Source organism: Ancylobacter sp. GW821-FHT10E12 (genome assembly GCF_058809335.1).
Genome location: NZ_JBXASN010000003.1, coordinates 11,952 through 33,943, shown reverse-complemented (window position 1 = coordinate 33,943; position 21,992 = coordinate 11,952). Strand labels below are relative to the sequence as shown.

The window sequence follows — 21,992 nt, the reverse complement described above, 5'->3', positions numbered from 1 at the left end:
GCCTTTCCTATTTCTGGCAGGTTTTACAATGGAATGTGGAGCGTCCGCTCTGCACCAGCCGCTCGATGGTTCCGCCGCATCCGGGCGTCGGGCACGCCTCGCCGGCGCGTCCGTAGGCGCGGAAGGAATGCTGGAAATAGCCGAGCGTGCCGTCGACCTGGGCATGGTCGCGCAGGGTCGAGCCGCCGGCGCGGATCGCCTCCTCCAATACCTCCCGGATCGCCTCGACGAGGCGTCCGATCAGTATGGTGGGGTGTACGATGGGACCGATCAGGCTCGAAGCAGCCCGATCCGGCGCGATTCCGGCCCGGTGCAGCGCCTCGCAGACATAGATGTTGCCCAGGCCCGCCACGACCGTCTGGTCGAGCAGCACCGCCTTGATGGGGGAGCGGCGCCCGGCGCAGGCGGCCGCCAGCGTCCCGGCGTCGAAGGAATTGCCGAGCGGCTCTGGCCCGAGGTCGCGGAACAGGGGATGCGTCTCGAGGTCCTTGCGCGGCACCAGCAGCATCGCCCCGAAGCGGCGGGGGTCGTTGTAGACGATGCGCGCGCCGCCCTCGAAGCCGAGTTCCACATGGTCGTGCGCCGCCGCCTTCGAGCGCGGCAGGGCGAAGGCTCCCGGCATCCGCGCCTCGACCTCGCCATGGGCTTCCGGCAGCTCGATGCGGAAGGAGCCGGACATGCCGAGATGCATCACCAGCACCTCGGCCGGCTGATCGCCGAGCGGCTCCAGATCGGCGACGAGATATTTGGCGCGCCGCCCCAGCCCCGCCACCCGCCGGCCGGTCAGCCGCTCGGCGAAGCGCTCCGGCAGCGGCCAGCGCAGGTCCGGCCGCCGCGCCAGCGCGTCGGCGATGCGCGCGCCCTCCATCACCGGGGCGAGTCCGCGGCGGACGGTTTCGACCTCGGGCAGTTCGGGCATCGCAGGCTCCTGGCAGGCACGTCCTCTATATAAGAGAGAGTCCGGCGAGAAACCTCTCCAGTTCGGCGGCGTCGGTGAATCGATGGCCGTGGAGGCCGGCGGCGAGGGCGCCGTCGATGTTGACCTGCTTGTCGTCGATCATCACCGCCTCGTGCGGGCGCGCGCCATAGAGGGCGGCGAGGCGGCGATAGATGTCCGGGTCCGGCTTCTTGGTGCCGAACTCGGCGGCCACATGCATGGACGGCCCGAACACCGCGCGCAGGCCGGGCACCAGGAGGTCGAAATGCTCCTTCATGATGTGCCCGTTATTGGTGAGCAGCGCGATCGGCGTGCGCGCGGCGACCCGCACCGCGAGTTCCACCACGTCGGGAAACAGCGTCATGGCGAGGCCGCGGGTCTGCGCCCATTCCGCCCGCCCGAAGCTCACGCCGAGCGCGGCGGAGACGGCGGCGAGATAGCCGTCGGCATCGAGCCGGCCGGCATCGGCGGCGTCCTCGATGCCGTTCTCCCAGATGGCGCGGGCGACCGCCTCCCGGCTCAGGCCCGACAGCGAGGCGATCGCCTGCTGGCGCGCCGCCACGTCGTAATGCAGCAGCACGTCGTCCATGTCGAAGATGACGAGGCGGGGAGGGGAGGGCCCGTCGGTCGGGGGAGTCACCGCCGCCGCCGTCACGGCAGCGCGTCGTATCCCTCGCCGAACCCCTTGAGGCTGAGCGGGATGCCGATTCCCTCGTCCGGTGTCTGGAAGACGATGAAGGTGGCGTTCTGGCCGTTGCGCAGCTGCTGGGTGAGCTTGTCGTCCAGCACCACCTCGGCCACGCAGCCATTCGGCACGCAGCGCACGAAGCCGGCGCGGCCGACATCGGTGTTGTCGATCTTCAGCCCGAGGCCCGAGGGCAGCAGCACGCCGAGCGGCGCCAGCACGCGCAGCAGGCGGCTCTGCTGGTCGGCGGTCTTCAGGATGATCACGGTGAGCCCGACATTCGGCCGGTCGTCGGCCTGCACGCTCTGCAGCAGCACGCACTGCTCGGACTGGGCGCCGGGCGGCGTGTCGCAGCGGATCTGCCATTCGCCGTGCACCGAGCGCACGACGCCCTGCGCATGCGCCGACCCGCCGGCGAAGCCGAGCAGGGCGAGCACCGCGAGGATGGCAGGGTGGAGGGCCGGGAAGCCGCGCATGGGGTGTCTCTCCCATTCAGGATTGGTCATTCGGGGGCAAGCCCGGGACGACGATAATAGCGGGCGGTGAAGAAAGGGCGAATCGTCGGACGAAACGACGGCGCCCCCCGCCTGGGGCAAGGAAACCCCCGTTCGAGGCGAGGGAACCCCCGCTCGAAGCAAGGGCGTACAACGCCCCAGCGCGATGTCAAGAATGCGGCGTCTCCTCGTGCGTTCATCTTTGCGCGGGCGAGATGGAGATAGAACGGTTCCAGCCACCCGACGTCTTGTCGCAGAGGCAGAGGCCGTTGTCTCGTTGCTCGGGGGGGCATTTTGTGTTTGATGAAGATCAAATGCGACCGCCGGCCCTGCACTTCGAGGTGCCGCCGCGGGGGTGACGAAGCGTCGAGGGGAGAGACGATCGCGATGAACTCGTGGACGAGAAATGCCATGCGCACCGGCGCGGGCTTCATCGGGGCGCTGTCCGGCCTGGTGCTGGGTCTCGCCGCCGCCGCGGACTCGGCTTTCGCCGGCATGGGCCAGCCCTCTCCCTGGCAGATCAACCTCCAGGACGCCGCCAGCCCGGTGATGGAGAACATCCACTCCTTCCACGCCTTCCTGCTGGTCATTATCGTCGCGGTGGTGCTGCTGGTGGCGGTGCTGATGGCGGTCGTGGCGGTGAAGTTCAACGAGAAGGCCAATCCAGTGCCCTCGCGCACCACCCACAACACCCTCATCGAGGTGCTGTGGACGGTGGTGCCGGTGCTGATCCTGGTGGCGATCGCGATTCCCTCCTTCCGCCTGCTGTTCCTGCAGCTCGACCTGCCCAAGGCGGACCTGACGGTGAAGGTGACCGGCCACCAGTGGTACTGGTCCTACGAATATCCCGACAACGGCCCGTTCGGCTTCGACAGCCTGATGGTCGCCGAGGCGGACCTGCAGCCCGGCCAGCCGCGCCTGCTCACCGTCGACAACGAGGTGGTGGTGCCGGTGAACAAGGTGGTGCGCATCCAGGTGACGTCCGCCGACGTCATCCACTCCTATGCCATGCCGTCCTTCGGGGTGAAGATCGACGCGCTGCCGGGCCGGCTCAACGAGAGCTGGTTCCAGGCCACCAAGGAAGGCGTCTATCACGGCCAGTGCTCGGAACTGTGCGGCAAGGACCACGCCTTCATGCCGATGACGGTGCGGGTGGTGAACGACGCCGAGTTCGCCAGCTGGATCGCGCAGGCCAAGCAGAAATTCGCCGCTGCCGACGCGCCGGCCGCGCGCGTCGCGGCCAATGACGACGCCGTTGATACTGCCGCTGCCGCGGCCCGCTGACGGGACGGCGGACGGACGACGCAGTCGATTTGAAGTTCTAAGCGCGCGCAAGCGTGCCAGTGAGGGACGGAGCCATGGCATACGCAGCCGGTCACGCGGGCGACCCGACGGGTTGGAAACGCTGGGTCTATTCGACCAATAACAAGGACATCGGCGTGATGTACCTGATCTTCGCGATCGTCGCGGGGATCGTCGGCGGCATCCTCTCCATCGGCATCCGCATGGAGCTGCAGCAGCCGGGCCTGCAGATCTTCTCGGATCCGCAGACCTTCAACGTGTTCACAACCGGCCACGGCCTCATCATGATCTTCTTCATGGTGATGCCGGCGATGATCGGCGGCTACGGCAACTACTTCATCCCGCTGATGATCGGCGCGCCGGACACCGCCTTCCCGCGCATCAACAACGTCGCCTTCTGGCTGCTGCCGCCGTCCTTCGCGCTGGCCATCCTCTCGCTGTTCGTCGAGGGCGCGGCCGGCTCCACCGGCTTCGGCGGCGGCTGGACCATCTATCCCCCGCTCTCCTCCAAGCTCGGCCATCCCGGCCCGGCCATGGACCTGCTGATCCTCTCGCTGCACATTGCCGGCGCCTCCTCGATCCTCGGCGCGATCAACCTGATCACCACCATCCTGAACATGCGCGCGCCGGGCATGACGCTGCACAAGATGCCGCTCTTCGCCTGGTCGCAGCTGGTCACCGCCTTCCTGCTGCTGCTGTCGCTGCCGGTGCTCGCCGGCGCCATCACCATGCTGCTCACCGACCGCAATTTCGGCACCACCTTCTTCGACCCGGCCGGCGGCGGCGACCCGATCCTGTTCCAGCACCTGTTCTGGTTCTTCGGCCACCCGGAAGTGTACATCCTGATCCTGCCGGGCTTCGGCATCATCTCGCACATCGTCTCGACCTTCTCGAAGAAGCCGGTCTTCGGCTATCTCGGCATGGCCTATGCGATGGTCGCCATCGGCGTGGTCGGCTTCGTGGTGTGGGCGCACCACATGTACACGGTGGGCCTGTCCTCCTCGACGCAGGCCTATTTCGTGGCGGCGACGATGATCATCGCGGTGCCGACGGGGGTGAAGATCTTCTCCTGGATCGCCACCATGTGGGGCGGGTCGATCTCGTTCCGCACCCCGATGCTGTGGGCCTTCGGCTTCATCTTCCTGTTCACCGTCGGCGGCGTCACCGGCGTGGTGCTCTCCAATGCCGGCGTCGACCGCTCGCTGCACGACACCTATTACGTGGTGGCGCATTTCCACTACGTGCTGTCGCTCGGCGCGGTGTTCGCCATCTTCGCCGGCTGGTACTACTGGGCGCCGAAGATGTTCGGCTACATGTACTCCGAGACCATCGGCAAGCTGCATTTCTGGCTGACCTTCGTCGGCGTGAACCTGGTGTTCTTCCCGCAGCACTTCCTCGGCCTCGCCGGCATGCCGCGCCGCTATGCCGACTACCCCGACGCCTTCGCCGGCTGGAACTTCATCTCCTCGGTCGGCTCCTACATCTCGGGCTTCGCGGTGCTGGTGTTCCTGTTCGGCATCTACCGCATGTTCGCCGCCAAGGTGCCGGCCGGCGCCAATCCGTGGGGCGAAGGCGCGACCACGCTGGAATGGACGCTGTCCTCGCCGCCGCCCTTCCACCACTTCGACGTGCTGCCGCGCATCAAGTGAGTGGCCTTGCCTGACCGGGCGGTGCCGCCGGCACGGCGCGCCGTCCGCCCCGACACGAAGGCGAGCCGCCAGCGGCCCGCCTTCCGGGCGTGACCCGAATCGGCGCGGCCGGATCGATCCGCGAGGATCGGACCGGCCGGCCCGGATCGCGGGCCTCGGCCCCAGCGAATGCAGCGCCGCCCCGTGCGGTGCCGGAGTGAGCCCATGACCGACGTCGCATCGCGCGATTACGACCTCTCCGCCGCCGAGGAGCGCCCGCTCGACGGGCCGTCCTACGCGTCGGTATCCGACTACATCGCGCTCCTGAAGCCGCGGGTGATGTCGCTCGTCGTGTTCACCGCGCTGGTCGGCATCCTGCGCGCGCCGGGCGACGTGCATCCGGTCATCGCCTTCACCGCGCTCCTGTGCATCGCCATCGGCGCCGGCGCCTCCGGCGCGCTCAACATGTGGTGGGACGCCGATATCGACGCGGTGATGAGCCGCACCCGGCGCCGCCCGATTCCCGCCGGCAAGATCCTGCCGCGCGAGGCGCTGGCCTTCGGCCTCACCTTGTCGGTCGGCTCGGTGCTGGTGCTCGGGCTCCTGGTCGACGAGCTCGCCGCGGCGCTGCTCGCCTTCACCATCTTCTTCTATGTCGTGATCTACACGATGTGGCTGAAGCGCTGGACGCCGCAGAACATCGTGATCGGCGGCGCCGCCGGCGCCTTCCCGCCCATGGTCGGCTGGGCCGCCGCCTGTGGCCATGTCGGGCTCGAGAGCCTGCTGCTGTTCGCCATCATCTTCTTCTGGACGCCGCCGCATTTCTGGGCGCTGGCGCTCTACAAGTCCGACGACTATGCCCGCGCCGGCGTGCCGATGCTGCCGGTGGTCGCCGGGCCGGACGAGACCCGCCGGCAGATCCTGCTCTACACGCTGGTGCTGGTGCCGCTGGCGATGTCGCCCTGGTTCCTCGGCATGGCCGGCCTCGGCTATGGCCTCGTCTCGGGCGTGACCGGGGCGATGATGATGGGCCTCGCCCTGCGGGTCTACCGCCGGCGCGAGGGCAAGGAGGCGGTGACCGCCTGCAAGCGGCTGTTCGGCTTCTCGATCCTCTATCTGTTCGTCCTCTTCGCCGTGCTGCTGGTCGAGGCGGTGCGGGTTCCTTCCTGGCTCGCCGGGTGAGCCGATGCGGCAAGGGAGCCTGACCATGGTCCATGACGATGTGAAGCCCGGCGATGTGAAGCCCGGCGACGGCACGCGCGGGGAGGCCCGGCAGGGCGATTCCCCGCCGCTCCAGCGCAGCGGCCCGCCGCCCGACGGCGTGGTGCTGACCGAGGAGCAGCGCCGCCGCCGCCGCTCGCGCTCGGTCGCCATCGCGGTGGTGCTCGGCGCGCTGTGCGTGCTGTTCTATGTGGTGACCATCGTGAAGCTCGGCCCCGCCGTGCTGATCCGGCCGCTGTGAGGGCGCGATGACCGAGCCGCATCTGCCGCCGACCGATGAGACCGGTGCCGCGACCCCCCCCGCGCCCGCGGCATCCGATCGCCGGCACGGCATCGTGGCGGCGAGCTGCGTTCTGTTCGTGCTCGCCATGGTCGGCGCTGCCTATGCCGCCGTGCCGCTCTACCAGATGTTCTGCAAGGTGACCGGCTTCGGCGGCACCACCCAGGTCGCCACCGCGGCCCCGGCCACGACCTCCGACCGCACCATCGAGGTGCGCTTCGACGCGAATGTCGCTCCCGGCGTGCCATGGCGCTTCGAGCCGGAGCAGCGGCTGGTGAACGTGAAGCTCGGCGAGACCAGGCTGGTGTTCTACAAGGTGGAGAATACCGGCTCGAAGCCCGTGACCGCCTCGGCGACCTATAATGTCACGCCCGAGCAGTCGGGCTATTATTTCGCGAAGATGCAGTGCTTCTGCTTCACCGACCAGACGCTGCAGCCGGGCGAGAGCCTCGACATGCCGGTGGTGTTCTTCGTCGATCCGGCGCTGGCCGACGATCCGGACGCGACCGGGGTGACGAGCATCACCCTGTCCTACACCTTCTTCGCCAAACCGAATCCGGTGGCGGCGGCGCAACCGAAGACGGACGCGGCGGGCAAATCGCCACTCTAGGGCCTTTCCCGGTCGGGTGACGCCGCCCGATCGACGGAAGCGCTCTCGAAACGACAGGCCGGGGCCCGGTTCCCGCAAGGGGCCCGGGTTCCCCGCAAGGGTTCGGGTTCCCCGCAAGGGTCCTGCGACTTTTGCGGAACCGGCTGGGGGCCCCTTGCGACCGGATGGCAGCCGCCGTTCGAGGGAAGGGCGGCAGGATCGACCGACCGGGCAGGATCCGACCGGATCGTGCTCCAGAGGCAGAACGACACATTGCGGCCGCAAAGTCGGACCGCTAGGAATGAGACGGAACGGAGAGCGCGACCCATGGCCCAGGCCCACGCTGACGCCCACGCCAAGCAGCACGACTACCACCTCGTCGATCCGAGCCCGTGGCCGTTCGTCATTTCGGTGTTCGCCTTCATCCTGGCGGTGGGCGCGGTGTTCTGGATGCACGGCCAGCTGACGGCGCTGGTCGCCATCGCCGGCTTCATCGGCGTGGTCTACACGATGATCGTGTGGTGGCGCGACGTCATCCACGAGGGACAGCACAATCTGCATACCCGCGTGGTGCAACTGCACCTGCGCTACGGCATGATCCTGTTCATCGCCTCGGAAGTGATGTTCTTCGTCGCCTGGTTCTGGGCGTTCTTCGACGCCTCGATCTTCGCCGGCGAGGCCATCAACTTCACCCGCGCCGAATTCACCGGCGGCCACTGGCCGCCGACCGGCATCGAGACTTTCGATCCGTGGCACCTGCCGCTGCTGAACACGCTGATCCTGCTCACCTCCGGCACCACGCTGACCTGGGCGCACCACGCGCTGGTGCATGGCGACCGCCAGGGCGCCAAGTGGGGCCTGTGGTGCACGGTGGCGCTCGGCGTGCTGTTCTCCAGCCTTCAGGCCTATGAGTACAGCCACGCCACCTTCGCCTTCTCGGGCAACATCTACGGCGCCACCTTCTTCATGGCGACCGGCTTCCACGGCTTCCACGTCATCGTCGGCACCATCTTCCTCGCCGTGTGCCTCGGGCGGATCTATGCCGGCCACTTCACGCCGACGGCGCATTTCGGCTTCGAGGCGGCGGCCTGGTACTGGCACTTCGTCGACGTGGTGTGGCTGTTCCTGTTCACCTTCATCTATGTGTGGGGCGGTGGCGCCGTCGCGGCGCACTGACCGGCACGGATCGATGTCAGGACGGGGCGGCGGTGGCCGCCCCGTTCGCGTTTCGGGAACAGCGCGCGGCGATGCCGGGCGACCGTCCGGCAGGGAGCCAGGGGCGGGTTCGCAAACCGTCGCCGGACGGGGGCCGGCTTCGGGCGCAGGACGTCATCGCGCATCCCGGCATGACGAGGGCGTTCCAGCGAGGTGAGTCCCCGCGAGGGGCAGTCCTCGCCATTCCGGGCGCCCGACTGAAAATTCACCTATACCCTCATCCCCGGACTTGACCCGGCAACCCGGCCCGACCTCAGCTACAGGCAAGACAGTCGGGCGCGCGGGTCGAGCCCCGGGCAGGAGGGTAAAGGCCGGCTTTCGACCGGCCGAGCTGAATGATGAGCGAGGCGCCGAGGCGCCCGGCCCTGCGGGTCCCGAGGGACGCACGAGGCCGCCCCCACCTTCCTTTCCAGACGGCCCCGAGAGGCGAGACATGGACCTGCAACCCTTCCACACCGGCGTGTCCCCCTATGCGGCGGGACTGGCCTGCCGCTGCCCGCGCTGCGGCCGCGGCAGGCTGTTCTCCGGCTTCCTCACCGTGGCGCCGTCCTGCGATGCCTGCGGGCTCGACTACAGCTTCGACGATTCCGGCGACGGGCCGGTGGTGTTCATCATCCTCGCCGCCGGCTCGCTGGTGGTCGGCCTCGCCTTGTGGGTGGAGCTCAGCTTCGCGCCGCCCTTCTGGGTGCACGCGCTGCTGTGGACGCCGCTGGTGCTGATCTCCACCCTCGGCCTGCTGCGGCCGTTGAAGGCGACGATGATCGCCCTGCAATATGCCAAGAAGGCCGCACCGGGCCGTCTCGACAAAGGTGATGCGTGAACGCTGCCGAGGAAGGCTCGCGCCTGTCGGCGCGGCTCGCGGCGCTGACCGGCGTCCTCGCCTTCGCGCTGCTGATCGCGCTCGGGGTGTGGCAGCTGGAGCGGCTCGACTGGAAGCAGGACCTGATCGCCAAGGTCGAGGCGCGCATCCATCAGGCGGCGGTGCCGCTGCCGGACGAGGAAAGCTGGGGCCGGGTGAATTTCGAGGATGACGAATATCGGCGGGTGAGCGTCACCGGCCGATTCCGCCACGACCTCGAAGTGCAGGTCTATACGCTGATCGACCAGACGCCTGACGGCGGCGGCGGGCCGGGCTATTGGGTGATCACGCCGCTGATCACCGCCGACGACGCGGCGATCCTGGTCAATCGCGGCTTCGTGCCGATGGCGCTGAAGGATCCCGTCCTGCGGGCGGCGGGGCAGGTGGAGGGGCCGGTCACCGTGACCGGGCTGGTCCGCATGCCGGAGGAGGGCGGGCTGTTCACGCCCGAGAACGACCCGGCCAGGGAGGTCTGGTTCGTGCGCGACCCCTTCGCCATCGCCGAGGCCAGGGGACTGCTCCGCGTCGCGCCGTTCCTGGTCGACGCGGATGCGGCGCCCAATGCCGGCGGCTGGCCGCTGGGCGGGCAGACACGCATCGCCTTCCCGAACCGCCATCTCGAATATGCGCTGACCTGGTTCGGCCTCGCGGCGTCGCTGGCCGGCGTCGGCCTCGCGGTGCTGCTGCGCCGGGGACGCCGCGCGCGGCGGCGGGGATAGGCGCGGGCGGGGCGTGCGTGCTTCGAGACGCGGGGTGATACCCCGCTCCTCAGCATGACGAAGGTTTTTTTGACTTGCTTCGAAAAGAACCCCGTCATCCTGAGGAGCGAGCGTAGCGAGCTTTGAGGGACGCGGGAGGTCGACGCAACCATGCCGGCTATCCGTGGGAGGTGGCGAGACGGCGGCGTCGGCAGGACGGATCTCGACATGCTTGCCTATGGACCGCGCCGCCACTAGGTTGCGGCGCTTTCCGGCACGGGGCCGGCGATCCGGTCCTGCCCGACCTCTTCAAGCGGAGGCGCGATCCGTGCGCTACATCTCGACACGCGGCGAAGCGCCGGCGCTCGCCTTTTCCGACGCGCTGCTGGCCGGGCTCGCCCGCGACGGCGGGCTCTATGTGCCCGAGGCCTATCCGGCGATGGCGCCGGCCGACATCGCGCGGCTGGCGGGCCATTCCTATGCCGAGGTGGCGGGCCGGGTGATCGCGCCCTTCGTCGACACCGCCTTCGCCCCCGCGGTGCTGGCGCCGATGCTGCAGCAGGCCTATGCCGGCTTCCGCCATCCGGCGACGACGCCGCTCGTCCAGATCGCGCCGAACCGCTTCGTGCTGGAGCTGTTCCACGGCCCGACGCTGGCGTTCAAGGACGTCGCCATGCAGCTGCTCGGCCGCATGATGGACCATGTGCTGACCGAGCGGGACGCCCGCGCCACCATCGTCGGCGCCACCTCCGGCGATACCGGCAGCGCCGCCATCGAGGCGTTCCGCGGCCGGGCGCGCACCGATGTGTTCATCCTGTATCCGACCGGGCGCGTGTCCGAGGTGCAGCGCCGGCAGATGACCACGGTGGCGGACGCCAATGTCCACGCCATCGCCGTCGACGGCACGTTCGACGACTGCCAGGCGCATGTGAAGGCGCTGTTCAACGACCACCGCTTCCGAGACGACATGGCGCTCGCCGGGGTGAACTCGATCAACTGGGCCCGCATCGTCGCGCAGGTGGTGTATTATTTCGTCGCCGGCGTAGCGCTGGGGGCGCCCCATCGCCCGGTCTCCTTCGTGGTGCCGACCGGCAATTTCGGCGACGTGCTGGCCGGCTATGTCGCCAAGCAGATGGGCCTGCCGGTCTCCAGGCTCACCATCGCCACCAATGTGAACGACATCCTCGCCCGCACGCTGTCGAGCGGGCGCTACGAGGTGACCGGCGTGGTGCCGTCCTCCTCGCCCTCGATGGACATCCAGGTGTCGTCGAATTTCGAGCGGCTGCTGTTCGACGTGCTCGGCCGCGACGCCGGGGCGCTGCGCGGGCTGATGGCCTCGCTGGCGCAGTCCGGCGCCTTCTCGCCGAGCAACGAGGCGATGAAGGCGATCCGCGCCGATTTCGATGCCGGCCGCGCCGACGAGGGCGAGACCGCCGGGACCATCGCGCGGGTGCGCCGCGAGACCGGCTACCTCATCGATCCGCACACCGCCGTCGCCGTGGCGGTAGCCGAGAAGATCGCGCACGACCCCAAGGTGCCGCAGGTGGTGCTCTCCACCGCGCATCCCGCCAAGTTCCCCGACGCGGTGGAGAAGGCCTGCGGCGAGCGCCCGGCGCTGCCGCCGCACCTCGCCGACCTCATGGAGCGCCCCGAGCGCACCCCGACCCTGCCGAACGACATCGCGGCGATCCGCGCCTATATCGAGGCGCATGCGCGCATCCGCGCGGACGCGGCATGAGCAGCGGCATGAGCATTGGACACATGAACGAACCTCGCATCACCACGCTCGACAACGGCCTCACCGTCGTCACCGACGCCATGCCGCACCTCGCCACCGCCTCGCTCGGCATCTGGGCGGGGGCCGGCTCGCGCGACGAGGCGGCGGACGAGCACGGCATCTCGCACCTGCTGGAGCACATGGCGTTCAAGGGCACGAGACGCCGCTCGGCCCGCGCCATCGCCGAGGAGATCGAGGCGGTGGGCGGCGACATCAACGCCGCCACCAGCGTCGAGCACACCGCCTATCACGCGCGGGTGCTGGGCGAGGACATGCCGCTGGCGCTCGACGTGCTGTCCGACATCCTCACCGAGCCGGCCTTCGACCCCGAGGAGCTGACGCGCGAGCACAATGTGATCGTGCAGGAGATCGGCGCCGCGGCCGATACGCCCGACGACCTGGTGTTCGACCTGTTCCAGGAGCGGGCCTTCCCCGGCCAGCCGATCGGCCGCTCGATCCTCGGCACGCCGCAGACGGTGCGCTCCTTCGGGCCCGGCAGCCTGCGCACCTATCTCGACCGCAACTACCGTGCCGGCCGGATGATCGTCGCCGGCGCCGGCGCGGTCGACCACGACGCGCTGGTGGAGGAGGCCGGCAGGCGGCTCGGCGGCCTGCCGAAGGGCGACAAGCCGGTGCCCGCCGAGGGGCACTACCGCGGCGGCACCGAGATCGGCGGCGGGCGCGACCTCGAACAGGCGCATGTGCTGCTGGGGCTCGAAGGGGTGTCCTATCGCGACCCCGGCATCCATGCCCTGCAGGTGTTCACCAACATTCTCGGCGGCGGCATGTCCTCGCGGCTGTTCCAGGAGGTGCGGGAGAAGCGCGGGCTCTGCTATGCGGTCTATTCCTTCCACTGGGGCTATGGCGATACCGGCCTGTTCGGCGTCTATGCCGGCACCGATGCCGGCGACCTCGGCGAACTGGTCAACATGGTGATCGACCAGATTGCCGAGACCACGGAAAGCCTGACCGAGGTGGAGCTCGCCCGCTCCAAGGCGCAGGCCAAGGTCGGGCTGCTGGCGGCGCTCGAAAGCTCCGGCGCGCGGGCCGACCAGCTGGCGCGGCAGATGCTGGCCTTCGGCCGGCCGATCCCGCTGGAGGAGATCGTCGGCAAGGTCGAGGCGGTGACGCTGGACGATGCACGGGCGGCCGGACGGCGGCTGCTCACCGGCGGCAAGCCGACCTTCGCGGCGCTGGGGCCTTCAAAGCCCCTTGAATCCGCGGCGCGCTTCGCCGAACGTCTGGGGTCTGTCTGACCTCTCGCTCCGTCGACCCTCCATGGCCTTGTTCCGCAGCGTCTCCTGGCCGGAACCGCCTTCGCTGATCGAAGGCGAAGGCGTGGTGCTGCGCATGCCGCAGATGGCCGATTTCGCCGCCTGGTCGGCGCTGCGCGAGGAGAGCCGCAGCTTCCTCGCCCCCTGGGAGCCGCTGTGGCCGGCGCATGACCTGACGCGCGGCTCGTTCCGCCGCCGCATGCGCCGCTATGCCCGCGACCTGAAGGAGGACAGCGCCTATCCCTTCCTGGTGTTCCGCGCCGCCGACCGCGCGCTGCTCGGCGGCCTGTCGCTGTCGAATGTCCGGCGCGGCGTGACCCAGACCGCCAGCCTCGGCTACTGGATGGGCGCGACCCATGCCGGCAAGGGCTACATGACCGCCGCGGTGCGGGCGCTGCTGCCCTATGCGCATGGCACGCTCGGCCTGAGGCGCATCGAGGCGGCCTGCCTGCCGAACAACGCGCCCTCGATCCGGCTGCTGCAGCGGGTCGGCTTCCGCCGCGAGGGCTACGGTCGGGAATATCTGTGCATCAACGGCGTGTGGCAGGACCACCTGCTGTTCGCGCGGCTCTCCAGCGATCCGGTCGCGCCGGCGCCGGGGGCGGCACGCCCGACGCTGGTACACACCATCGGTGGTGATCGCGAGATCTGAACGCACGCTTCTTGTCTAGAAGTCCTAAAAACTACTGGCTAACGAAGATGAATATTCGTCCATATGATCGCCCGATCGGGTTTTCCCGATTGACGGCGCGGCTGAATAGCGCAAGGAATTAAGTACAAGCTGAAATTTAGAATAATTCTAAAGACAGCGTCACTTGGTTCCGCCGCTCGATGATTGTGTGTTCCTGCAATGTGCTGTCCGACAGGCAGGTCCGTGCTGCCATCGCAGACCCCGATTCGAGCGTGCGCACCGCTGGTCAGGTCTATCGTTGCCTCGGCTGCAGCCCGCAATGCGGCCGCTGCGCCCGCACCATCCGCAAGCTGATCGACGACATCAACGGCCCGGCCTGCGGCGCCTGCCCGCTGGAATGCCCGGCCGCCGGCCATGCGGCGCATTCCCATGCCCATTCTCATGCCACTGCCCCCGCCCCCGCGCATGCCGACGCCGCGCCGCATGCAGGCGCCGACTTTGCCGACCTCCTGGCGGCCGAATAGCCTTTTTCCCCCGATTGCCAGCGGTTTGAGGCGGGATCCCGGCTTGTCATCCGATTGGAATAATTCTAAAAAGCTCGCCTGAACATCGAAAGAGGCGAGGCCATGAAGGGCGATTCCAAAGTCATCGAATATCTCAATCGCGGCCTGCGGTCGGAACTGACGGCGATCAACCAGTACTGGCTGCATTACCGCATGCTCGACAACTGGGGCTTCAAGAAGCTGGCTGCCAAGTGGCGCGCCGAATCGATCGAGGAGATGCAGCACGCCGACAAGTTCGTCGACCGCATCCTGTTCCTCGAAGGCTTCCCCAACCTGCAGGTGCTCGACCCGCTGCGGATCGGCCAGGACATCAAGGAAGTGATCGAGTGCGATCTCGCCGCCGAGATCGAGGCTCGCGCGCTCTATCAGGAGGCCGCCGCCTATTGCGCCGAGGTGCGCGATTATCCCAGCCGCGACCTGTTCAAGGAGCTGATGGCGGACGAGGAAGGCCATATCGACTTCCTGGAGACCCAGCTCGACCTCATCGGCCGGCTCGGCGTGCAACTCTACGCCCAGCACCATATCGGCGAGCTAGGGTGAGGCCGTCGGCGTCCGACGCCGCGTGACGACAAGGGGCCGGTCGCGAGACCGGCCTTTTTCGTGCAGCCGGATACCGGCGAGATTAGAACGACACCAAGTTGGAATCACTATAAATAATTGATATCACTCATCTTTTGATTGACCTACCGTAACCCCTCTTCTACGGCACCTGCGCAGGGGCCCTCCGCATCGTCCGGTGGCTGTCGTCGGTAACCGGCGGTCGGACCCGAGAGGAGGATTCACGCATGACGAAGCATTCGGCCGGCGCCGTGGCGCGGCGCACGATTCTGGGCGGCCTCGTCGCCGCCACCGCTGCCTTCGCCCCGTTCGCCGCGGCGGCGGAAGAGGTGGTGAATGTCTACACCACCCGCGAGCCGGCACTCGCCAAGCCGGTATTCGACGCCTTCATCGAGAAGACCGGCATCAAGGTGAACACCGTCTTCGTGAAGGACGGGCTCGCCGAGCGCGTGAAGGCGGAAGGCGCCGCCTCGCCGGCCGACGTGCTGATGACCGTCGACATCGGCAACCTGCTCGACCTCGTCGACCAGGGCGTCACCCAGCCGCTGAAGTCCGAGGTGCTGGAAAAGGCGATCCCGGCCAATCTGCGCGGCGCCGATGGCGAGTGGTTCGCCGTCTCGATGCGCGCGCGCGTGGTCTATGCCTCCAACGACCGCACCAAGCTCACCGCCATCACCTATGAGGACCTGGCGGCGCCCGAATGGAAGGGCAAGCTGTGCATCCGCTCGGGCAAGCACCCCTACAATACCGCGCTCATCGCCGCCTATATCGTGCATCACGGCGAGGCCAAGGCCGAGGAATGGCTGAAGGGCGTCAAGGCCAATCTCGCCCGCAAGCCGGCCGGCGGCGACCGCGAGAATGCCCGCGACATCCTCGGCGGCATCTGCGACATCGGCGTGGGCAATTCCTACTATGTCGGCCTGATGCGCTCGGGCAAGGGCGGCCCGGACCAGCAGAAATGGGGCGACGCGATCAACGTGGTCCTGCCGACCTTCGCGGGCGGCGGCACCAATGTGAACGTCTCCGGCGTCTCGGTGGCCAAGAGCGCGCCGAACAAGGCGAATGCCGCCAAGCTGCTCGAATTCCTGGTCTCGCATGAGGCGCAGGACGTCTATGCGCAGGCGAATTACGAGTATCCCGTCGTCGCCGGCGTGCCGGTCGACCCGATCATCGCCGCCCTCGGCACGCTGAAGCCGGATACGATCGACCTCGCCAAGATCGCCGCCGCCCGCAAGGCCGCCGCCGATCTCGTCGACAAGGTCGGCTTCGACAATTGACGACACGGGCAGGGGCGGCACGCGCCGCCCCGCTCCTTCCGCTCTCGTTGAGGCGATCCGTTCGGTGGCGTTGAGTTCGATGGCGACCTACAGGCCGAGCCGCGTATCCGGCATTGCCGGCATGCCCGGACGGCTGGTGCGCGCCGGTGCGTTCGCCGTGGCGGCGCTGGTGCTGCTGCCGCTCGCCGCGCTGGTCGCCACCGCCGCGCAGAGCACCGGCGACCTGTGGCCGCATATCCTGCGCAACGTGCTGCCGGTCGCCATTACCGACACCGCGCTGCTGGTGCTCGGCGTCGGGCTGATCGCCGGCACCATCGGCACCGGCACCGCCTGGCTGGTGGCGGTGTGCCGGTTTCCCGGCCGCGGCCTGTTCGAATGGGCGCTGCTGCTGCCGCTGGCGATCCCGACCTATATCCAGGCCTTCGTCTATGTCGACGCGGTGCATCCGCTGGGGCCGATCCCCACCCTGATCCGGGCGCTGCTGGGCATGACCAGCCCGCGCGACCTGTGGCTGCCGGAGGTGCGCACGCTGCCGGGCTGCATCGTGCTGCTCGGCTTCGTGCTGTACCCTTACGTCTACCTGCCGGCCCGTGCGGCCTTCCTGGTGCAGACCGCCTCGGCGCTCGATGCGGCGCGCACGCTCGGCCATGGCGCGACGGGCACCTTCTTTCGCATCGCGCTGCCGCTCGCCCGCCCGGCCATCGCGGTGGGGGTGACGCTGGCGCTGATGGAGACGGTGAACGATATCGGCGCCTCGGAATTCCTCGGCGTGCAGACGCTGACGCTGTCGATCTATTCGACCTGGCTGAACCGCTCCAGCCTGCCGGGGGCGGCGCAGATCGCGCTGTTCATGCTGCTGATCATGATCGGGCTGGTGATGCTGGAGCGCTGGGGCCGGCGCCATATCAGCCACGCCGCCATCGGCGCCCGCGCCCGCCCGCCGATGCGCCGCCAGCTTTCCGCCGGGGCGGCGGCGATGGCCGTGCTCGCCTGCCTCGTGCCGGTGATCTTCGGCTTCCTGATGCCGGCCGGCCATCTCGTCCACGCCGCCTATGGGCGCTTCATGTTCCGCGGCCTGCCGGAGACGCTGGTGCAGGAGACGATCAATACCGCGCTGTTCGCGCTGATCGGCACGGCGCTGGCGCTCGGCTGCGGGCTGCTGCTGGCGATCGCCGCCCGCACCGGCACGGTGCGCTCGACGCGGCTGCTGCGCGTCGCCGCCCTCGGCTATGCGGTGCCCGGCACCGTGCTGGCGGTCGGGCTGCTGGTGCCGCTGGCCGGCTTCGACAATCTCGTCTCCTCGACGGTGCGCTCGCTCGGCGGGCCGGCGACCGGGCTGATCCTGTCCGGCTCCGGCGCGGCGCTGGTCATCGCCTATGTCATCCGCTTCCTGGCGATTCCGGTCGGCTCGCTGGAGACCGGCTACGAGAAGGTCGGCATGACGCTCGACATGGCCGCGCGCGGCCTCGGCGAGGGGCCGGGCGGGGTGGTGAAGCGCATCCACCTGCCGCTGCTGCGCCCGGCGCTCGGCACCGCGGCGCTGCTGGTCTTCGTCGACTGCATGAAGGAACTGCCGGCGACGCTGATGCTGCGCCCGCTCAATTTCGAGACGCTGGCGAGCCAGGTCTATGGCGAGGCCGCGCGCGGCTCCTACGAGGACGGCGCGCTCGCCGCCCTGCTCATCGTGCTGGTCGGGCTGGTGCCGGTGATCCTGCTGGCGCGGCTGTCGCGGCCGCGGGCGGGGTGAGGCCGCGAGAAGATGTTGAACTCGTCCACCTTCCTCTCCTCATTTGGGGGGAGGTGGCCCGCCCACGGGTCTCGCCTACGGCGAGCCCGAGGACAGGCTCCGCGGGTCGGTGAGGGCGCGCGACGGTAGACGTCTGGGGAGCCTTCCCGAACAATGACGGCCGGCAAAAAGCCCCTCATCCCATCCCTCTCTCCGACGGGGAGAGGGAGCAGGCTGCGGCTCTGCCGGATCAGGACGCCAGTTCCGGCAGGTCGCGGTAGAGCTCCAGCGATTCCGGGTTGGCGAGCGCGTCGGTGTTCTTCACCGGCCTGCCATGCACCACCTCGCGCACGGCGAGCTCGGTGATCTTGCCGGAGCGGGTGCGCGGAATATCCGCCACCGCGACGATCTTCGCCGGCACATGGCGCGGGCTGGCGCCGGTGCGGATCTGGGTCTTGATGCGCTTTTCCAGATCGGCGTCGAGCGCCGTGCCGGCCTTCAGCCGCACGAAGAGGACGACGCGCACGTCATTGTCCCATTCCTGGCCGATGGCGATGGCCTCGACGATCTCCGGCACCTGCTCGGCCTGGGCATAGATCTCGGCGGTGCCGATGCGCACGCCCTGCGGGTTCAGCGTCGCGTCGGAGCGGCCATGGATGACGATGCCGCCATGCGCGGTCCATTCGGCGAAGTCGCCATGGCACCAGACGTTCGGGAAGCGCTCGAAATAGGCGGCGCGGTACTTGGCGCCCTCCGGGTCGTTCCAGAACATCACCGGCATGCAGGGGAACGGCCGGGTGCAGACCAGCTCGCCGCGCTCGCCGACAATCGGCTTGCCGTCGTCCGACCACACCTCGATCGCCATGCCGAGGCCGGGGGCCTGGATCTCGCCCTTGTAGACCGGCGACGTGGGATCGCCGAGCACGAAGCAGGAGACGATATCGGTGCCGCCGGAAATCGAGGCGAGGTGCAGGTCCGGCTTGATCGCCTCATAGACATAGGCGAAATCCGCCGGCGCCAGCGGCGAGCCAGTGGAGGTGAGCGCCTTCAGCCGCGACAGGTCGTGGGTGTCGGCCGGGCGCAGCCCCTCCTTGCGCAGCGAATCGATGTATTTCGCCGAGGTGCCGAACAGCGCGAAGCCTTCCTTCTCGGCATAGTCGAACAGCACCGAGGGGGTCGGGGCGAAGGGCGAGCCGTCGAACAGGCACAGCGTGAGGCCGCTGGCGAGGCCGGACACCAGCCAGTTCCACATCATCCAGCCGCAGGTGGTGAAGTAGAACAGCCGGTCGCCCGGATCGAGGTCGCAGTGCAGCCGGTGCTCCTTGATGTGCTGGAGCAGCGTGCCGCCGCCGCCATGCACGATGCATTTCGGCACCCCGGTGGTGCCGGAGGAGAACAGGATGAACACCGGATGGTTGAACGGCACCGGGGTGAATTCCAGCGGCGCCGGCGCGAAGGGCGCGAGGAAGCCGTCGAGCGACACCCCGTTCGGCAGGAAGCCGGCCACCGTTTCCGCCTCGCCGAGATAGGGGACCACCACGGTCGCCGACACGCTGGGCAGATGCGGCACCACGGCGTGCAGCTTGTCGCCGATCGGCACCTGCTTGCCGTTGTACCAGTAGCCGTCGCAGGCGAAATACAGCTTGGGCGCGATCTGGCTGAAGCGGTCGAGAATGCCGCGCTCGCCGAAATCCGGCGAGCAGGAGGAGAAGATGGCGCCGAGCGAGGTGGCCGCCAGCATGATGGCGATGGTTTCCGGCATGTTCGGCATGGTCGCCGCCACCCGGTCGCCGACGCCGATTCCGGCGGCGCGCATCGCCTGCTGCAGGCGGGAGACCAGCGAGTTGAGCTCGCCGAAGCTCATGCGCCACTCGGCCTTGTCCTCGCCGCGGAACACGATGGCGAGGCTCAGCGGGTCGCGCGGGCGCAGCAGGTTCTCGGCGTAGTTGAGCTGGGCCTCGGGAAAGAACATCGCGCCGGGCATCCTGTCGCCGTCGACGAGGCTGGGCCCGGTGCGCTCGCCGATGACGTCGCCGAGATCCCAGATCGCCTCCCAGAAGGCGGCCGGCTCGGCGATCGACCAGGCGTGCAGGTCGCGATAATCCGCTAGGCTGGTGCCGTGGCGTTCGTTGACGGTGCGGATGAAGGAGACGATGGCGGTGCGCGCGACGCGCTCCTCGCTCGGCGTCCATAGCGGCGTTTCGTTGCCCGCACTCATCGAGTTCATTCCTCCCCAGGCTTCCCATGGGCGATCTTGGCGCGCCCCGGCGAATTCATAGCGCCGAGCCTACCGGTTGTCAGGCCATGAAACAGACACAGACAGACAGGATGTTGCAGGATGCTGGCAATTGGTTTTTATGCCAATTCGCGGATCGGTCGCTGACAGGCGGGGCAGGCCGTCGGGCTGGTTCAACGGGCAGGTGCACGACGCAGCATGCCGACGGGGGTTGTGGCGACACTCGATGAGAAAACTGCTTGCAATCCTGCTGCTGCCCATCGTTCTGGTCCTGATTGCCGCCGCACTGGCCCCCAAGCTCGCGTCGGAACAGCGGCTGCGCACCGAGGCGCATGCGCTGGTCCGCGCCGCGACCGGCATGGACGCGGCCATTGTCGGCAATGTGCGATTCGCCGTGCTGCCCTGGCCCTCGCTGGAAGTCGACGGCCTGAAGGTCGGCAGCGAGGGCGGCACCACCCTCTCGGTCCCCGGCCTGCGCATCGTGCTCGACCTGTTGCCGATGCTTACCGGCACCGCGCGCGCCGACCATATCGTGCTGACCCGCCCGGTCCTCACCCTCACCGACAATGTGCCGGGCACCGACATGCTCGCCGGGCTGCTGCGCCGGGTCGGCGCCGAGCCGATCGGCGCCGCGGTGCGGGTGGTGGACGGCACGCTGCGCCTCGTCGATGCCGACGGCGACGCGGCGGTCACGGCGAAGGTCGACGCCAATATCGGCTGGCGCGGCGGCAGCGGGCTGGTGCTCGACGGACGGCTGATCTGGCGCGACGAGCCGATGGATGTCGACATCGCCTTCTCGCAGCTGGGCGCGCTGGCGCAGGGACGCAGCGCCCGGCTGCGCGCCTCCGCCGCCAGCCCGGCCGGCGACCTGTCCTATGAGGGCAGCTTCGGCTTCGCCGGCGGGCTTTCCGCCGAGGGGGCGATCTACGCCGCCTCGCGCTCGGCCCGCGCGACGCTGGAATGGCTGGGGCTCGACGCGCCGACCGAGGGCGGCTTCGGCCCGTTCGCGCTCAAGGCGGACATGCTCTATTCCGGGCAGGCGGCCTCGCTGAGCCGGGTGCGGCTCGAACTCGACGGCAATGTCAGCGAGGGCGGCTTCAACCTGCGGCTCGACGGCGGACGCCCGCAGGTGCAGGGCTCGCTGGCCGCCGGCTCGCTCGACCTGACCCCCTATGGCCAGCTCGTCCTGGCGGCGCCGGACGGCAGCGACTGGAGCCGCGACCCGATCCAGACGCAGAAGCTGCGGCGGTTCGACCTCGACCTGCGGCTGTCGGCCGGCGAGGTGCGGGCGGGCGGCACCCGCCTGCAGCGCCTTGCCGCCAGCGCGGTGGTGAAGGGCGGACGGCTGTCGCTCGCCATCGGCGAGGCCGAGGGCTGGAACGGCATTTTCCGCGCCTCCGCCCAGGTGGCGCCGGCCGCCTCCGGCAACGCCGCCGATGTGCGTGTCGAGATCGCCTGCGAGGACGTGGCGCTCGCCCAGGCGCTCGGCGACATCTTCCGCACCCAGCGGCTGGAGGGGACCGGCTCGTTCCGCCTGGTCGCTGCCGGCACCGGCGCCAGCATCGCCGGCATTCTCGGCAGCCTCGACGGCAATTTCCGGCTCGACGGCGCCGACGGGGCGCTGGTCGGCATCGACGCCGGGCGCATTCTCACCCGGCTGGCGCAGCGCCCGCTCTCCGGCGTCGGCAACCTGCGCGGTGGGCGTACCGCTTTCGACAGCATCCTCGCCGAGGCGACCATCAAGGCCGGCATTGCCAGCCTCGCCTCGCTCTCCATCGACAGCGCGCGGCTGGCGGTGCGCATGACCGGCACGGCGTCGCTGGAAGCGCGCGACCTCGATCTCGCCGGCACCGCCCAGCTGAAGGATGCCAGCGGCACGGCGAGCCCGTTCGACCTGCCCTTCGTGGTGCGCGGCCCCTGGGACGATCCGCTGCTGCTGCCCGACCCGCAGGCGCTGATCCGCCGCTCCGGCGCGGCGCGCCCGCTCTTCGGCCCGCGGATGGAGGCGACCGGCATCCTGGCGCCGACGCCGTGAGCGTCCC

20 protein-coding genes are annotated in these 21,992 nt (G+C 69.0%); 16 read left to right on the top strand and 4 right to left on the bottom strand.

The features are described 5' to 3' along the window. Positions 1-7: 7 nt before the first annotated feature. From mutM to AC1RU4_RS04385, 3 genes are read right to left on the bottom strand one after another with little or no spacing between them, the layout of a single operon-like run. Positions 8-919: a bifunctional DNA-formamidopyrimidine glycosylase/DNA-(apurinic or apyrimidinic site) lyase gene (gene mutM / locus AC1RU4_RS04395; protein ID WP_492889813.1), complete on the bottom strand. Its 912-nt coding sequence runs from the start codon at positions 917-919 to the stop codon at positions 8-10. A gap of 25 nt (positions 920-944) precedes the next feature. After that, positions 945-1,577, bottom strand: coding sequence for an HAD family hydrolase (locus tag AC1RU4_RS04390; protein WP_492889812.1), 633 nt, complete (start codon positions 1,575-1,577; stop codon positions 945-947). A gap of 11 nt (positions 1,578-1,588) precedes the next feature. Further along, positions 1,589-2,098, bottom strand: coding sequence for an invasion associated locus B family protein (locus AC1RU4_RS04385; protein WP_492889811.1), 510 nt, complete (start codon positions 2,096-2,098; stop codon positions 1,589-1,591). Between the two features lie 429 nt (positions 2,099-2,527). Between AC1RU4_RS04385 and coxB the strand changes: the two genes are divergently transcribed. The 15 genes from coxB to AC1RU4_RS04310 all read left to right on the top strand — a co-directional run bounded on the left by coxB (position 2,528) and on the right by AC1RU4_RS04310 (position 17,735). Further along, positions 2,528-3,400: a cytochrome c oxidase subunit II gene (gene coxB / locus AC1RU4_RS04380; protein ID WP_492889810.1), complete on the top strand. Its 873-nt coding sequence runs from the start codon at positions 2,528-2,530 to the stop codon at positions 3,398-3,400. Between the two features lie 74 nt (positions 3,401-3,474). Next, positions 3,475-5,067, top strand: coding sequence for a cytochrome c oxidase subunit I (gene ctaD, locus AC1RU4_RS04375; protein ID WP_492889809.1), 1,593 nt, complete (start codon positions 3,475-3,477; stop codon positions 5,065-5,067). Between the two features lie 204 nt (positions 5,068-5,271). Next, complete coding sequence (locus AC1RU4_RS04370) at positions 5,272-6,228, top strand: heme o synthase (protein WP_492889808.1); 957 nt, start codon at positions 5,272-5,274, stop codon at positions 6,226-6,228. A gap of 139 nt (positions 6,229-6,367) precedes the next feature. After that, a complete protein-coding gene (locus AC1RU4_RS04365; RefSeq protein WP_492890113.1) occupies positions 6,368-6,508 on the top strand; it encodes a cytochrome c oxidase system small membrane protein in 141 nt (46 codons plus the stop codon). Positions 6,509-6,515: 7 nt separating this feature from the next. Next, positions 6,516-7,157: a cytochrome c oxidase assembly protein gene (locus tag AC1RU4_RS04360; RefSeq protein WP_492889807.1), complete on the top strand. Its 642-nt coding sequence runs from the start codon at positions 6,516-6,518 to the stop codon at positions 7,155-7,157. A 306-nt stretch (positions 7,158-7,463) separates the two neighbouring features. Further along, positions 7,464-8,312 (top strand): cytochrome c oxidase subunit 3, encoded by an 849-nt coding sequence (locus tag AC1RU4_RS04355; RefSeq protein ID WP_492889806.1) that lies wholly within the window; start codon positions 7,464-7,466, stop codon positions 8,310-8,312. Positions 8,313-8,784: 472 nt separating this feature from the next. Further along, positions 8,785-9,171, top strand: a complete 387-nt coding sequence (locus tag AC1RU4_RS04350) for a DUF983 domain-containing protein (RefSeq protein WP_492889805.1) — start codon at positions 8,785-8,787, stop codon at positions 9,169-9,171. Then, on the top strand, positions 9,168-9,929 hold the full coding sequence (locus tag AC1RU4_RS04345; protein ID WP_492889804.1) for an SURF1 family protein: 762 nt from the start codon (positions 9,168-9,170) through the stop codon (positions 9,927-9,929). Before AC1RU4_RS04350 ends, AC1RU4_RS04345 begins: the two co-directional genes overlap by 4 nt. Positions 9,930-10,236: 307 nt before the next feature. Continuing rightward, positions 10,237-11,646 (top strand): threonine synthase, encoded by a 1,410-nt coding sequence (gene thrC / locus AC1RU4_RS04340; RefSeq protein ID WP_492889803.1) that lies wholly within the window; start codon positions 10,237-10,239, stop codon positions 11,644-11,646. Between the two features lie 23 nt (positions 11,647-11,669). Then, positions 11,670-12,941 carry a M16 family metallopeptidase gene (locus AC1RU4_RS04335; RefSeq protein WP_492889802.1) on the top strand — a complete coding sequence of 424 codons (1,272 nt, stop codon included), beginning with the start codon at positions 11,670-11,672 and terminating at the stop codon, positions 12,939-12,941. A 22-nt stretch (positions 12,942-12,963) separates the two neighbouring features. After that, entirely contained in the window at positions 12,964-13,611 is a 648-nt protein-coding gene (locus AC1RU4_RS04330) for a GNAT family N-acetyltransferase (RefSeq protein WP_492889801.1), read from the top strand. Between the two features lie 179 nt (positions 13,612-13,790). Then, on the top strand, positions 13,791-14,114 hold the full coding sequence (locus tag AC1RU4_RS04325) for a (2Fe-2S)-binding protein (RefSeq protein ID WP_492889800.1): 324 nt from the start codon (positions 13,791-13,793) through the stop codon (positions 14,112-14,114). Positions 14,115-14,216: 102 nt separating this feature from the next. Continuing rightward, on the top strand, positions 14,217-14,693 hold the full coding sequence (bfr, locus tag AC1RU4_RS04320) for a bacterioferritin (RefSeq protein WP_492889799.1): 477 nt from the start codon (positions 14,217-14,219) through the stop codon (positions 14,691-14,693). Positions 14,694-14,938: 245 nt separating this feature from the next. Then, on the top strand, positions 14,939-15,988 hold the full coding sequence (locus tag AC1RU4_RS04315; RefSeq protein WP_492889798.1) for an extracellular solute-binding protein: 1,050 nt from the start codon (positions 14,939-14,941) through the stop codon (positions 15,986-15,988). Positions 15,989-16,067: 79 nt separating this feature from the next. Then, complete coding sequence (locus tag AC1RU4_RS04310) at positions 16,068-17,735, top strand: ABC transporter permease (RefSeq protein WP_492889797.1); 1,668 nt, start codon at positions 16,068-16,070, stop codon at positions 17,733-17,735. Between the two features lie 229 nt (positions 17,736-17,964). On the opposite strand, the gene AC1RU4_RS04305 is transcribed toward AC1RU4_RS04310, so the two are convergent. Beyond that, positions 17,965-19,932: an acetoacetate--CoA ligase gene (locus AC1RU4_RS04305; protein ID WP_492889795.1), complete on the bottom strand. Its 1,968-nt coding sequence runs from the start codon at positions 19,930-19,932 to the stop codon at positions 17,965-17,967. Between the two features lie 244 nt (positions 19,933-20,176). Here AC1RU4_RS04305 and AC1RU4_RS04300 point away from each other — a divergent pair, with 244 nt between their 5' ends. Then, the gene (locus AC1RU4_RS04300) at positions 20,177-21,985 is read left to right on the top strand and encodes an AsmA family protein (RefSeq protein ID WP_492889794.1); all 1,809 of its coding nucleotides are present in this window, start codon (positions 20,177-20,179) and stop codon (positions 21,983-21,985) included. Positions 21,986-21,992 lie beyond the last annotated feature (7 nt).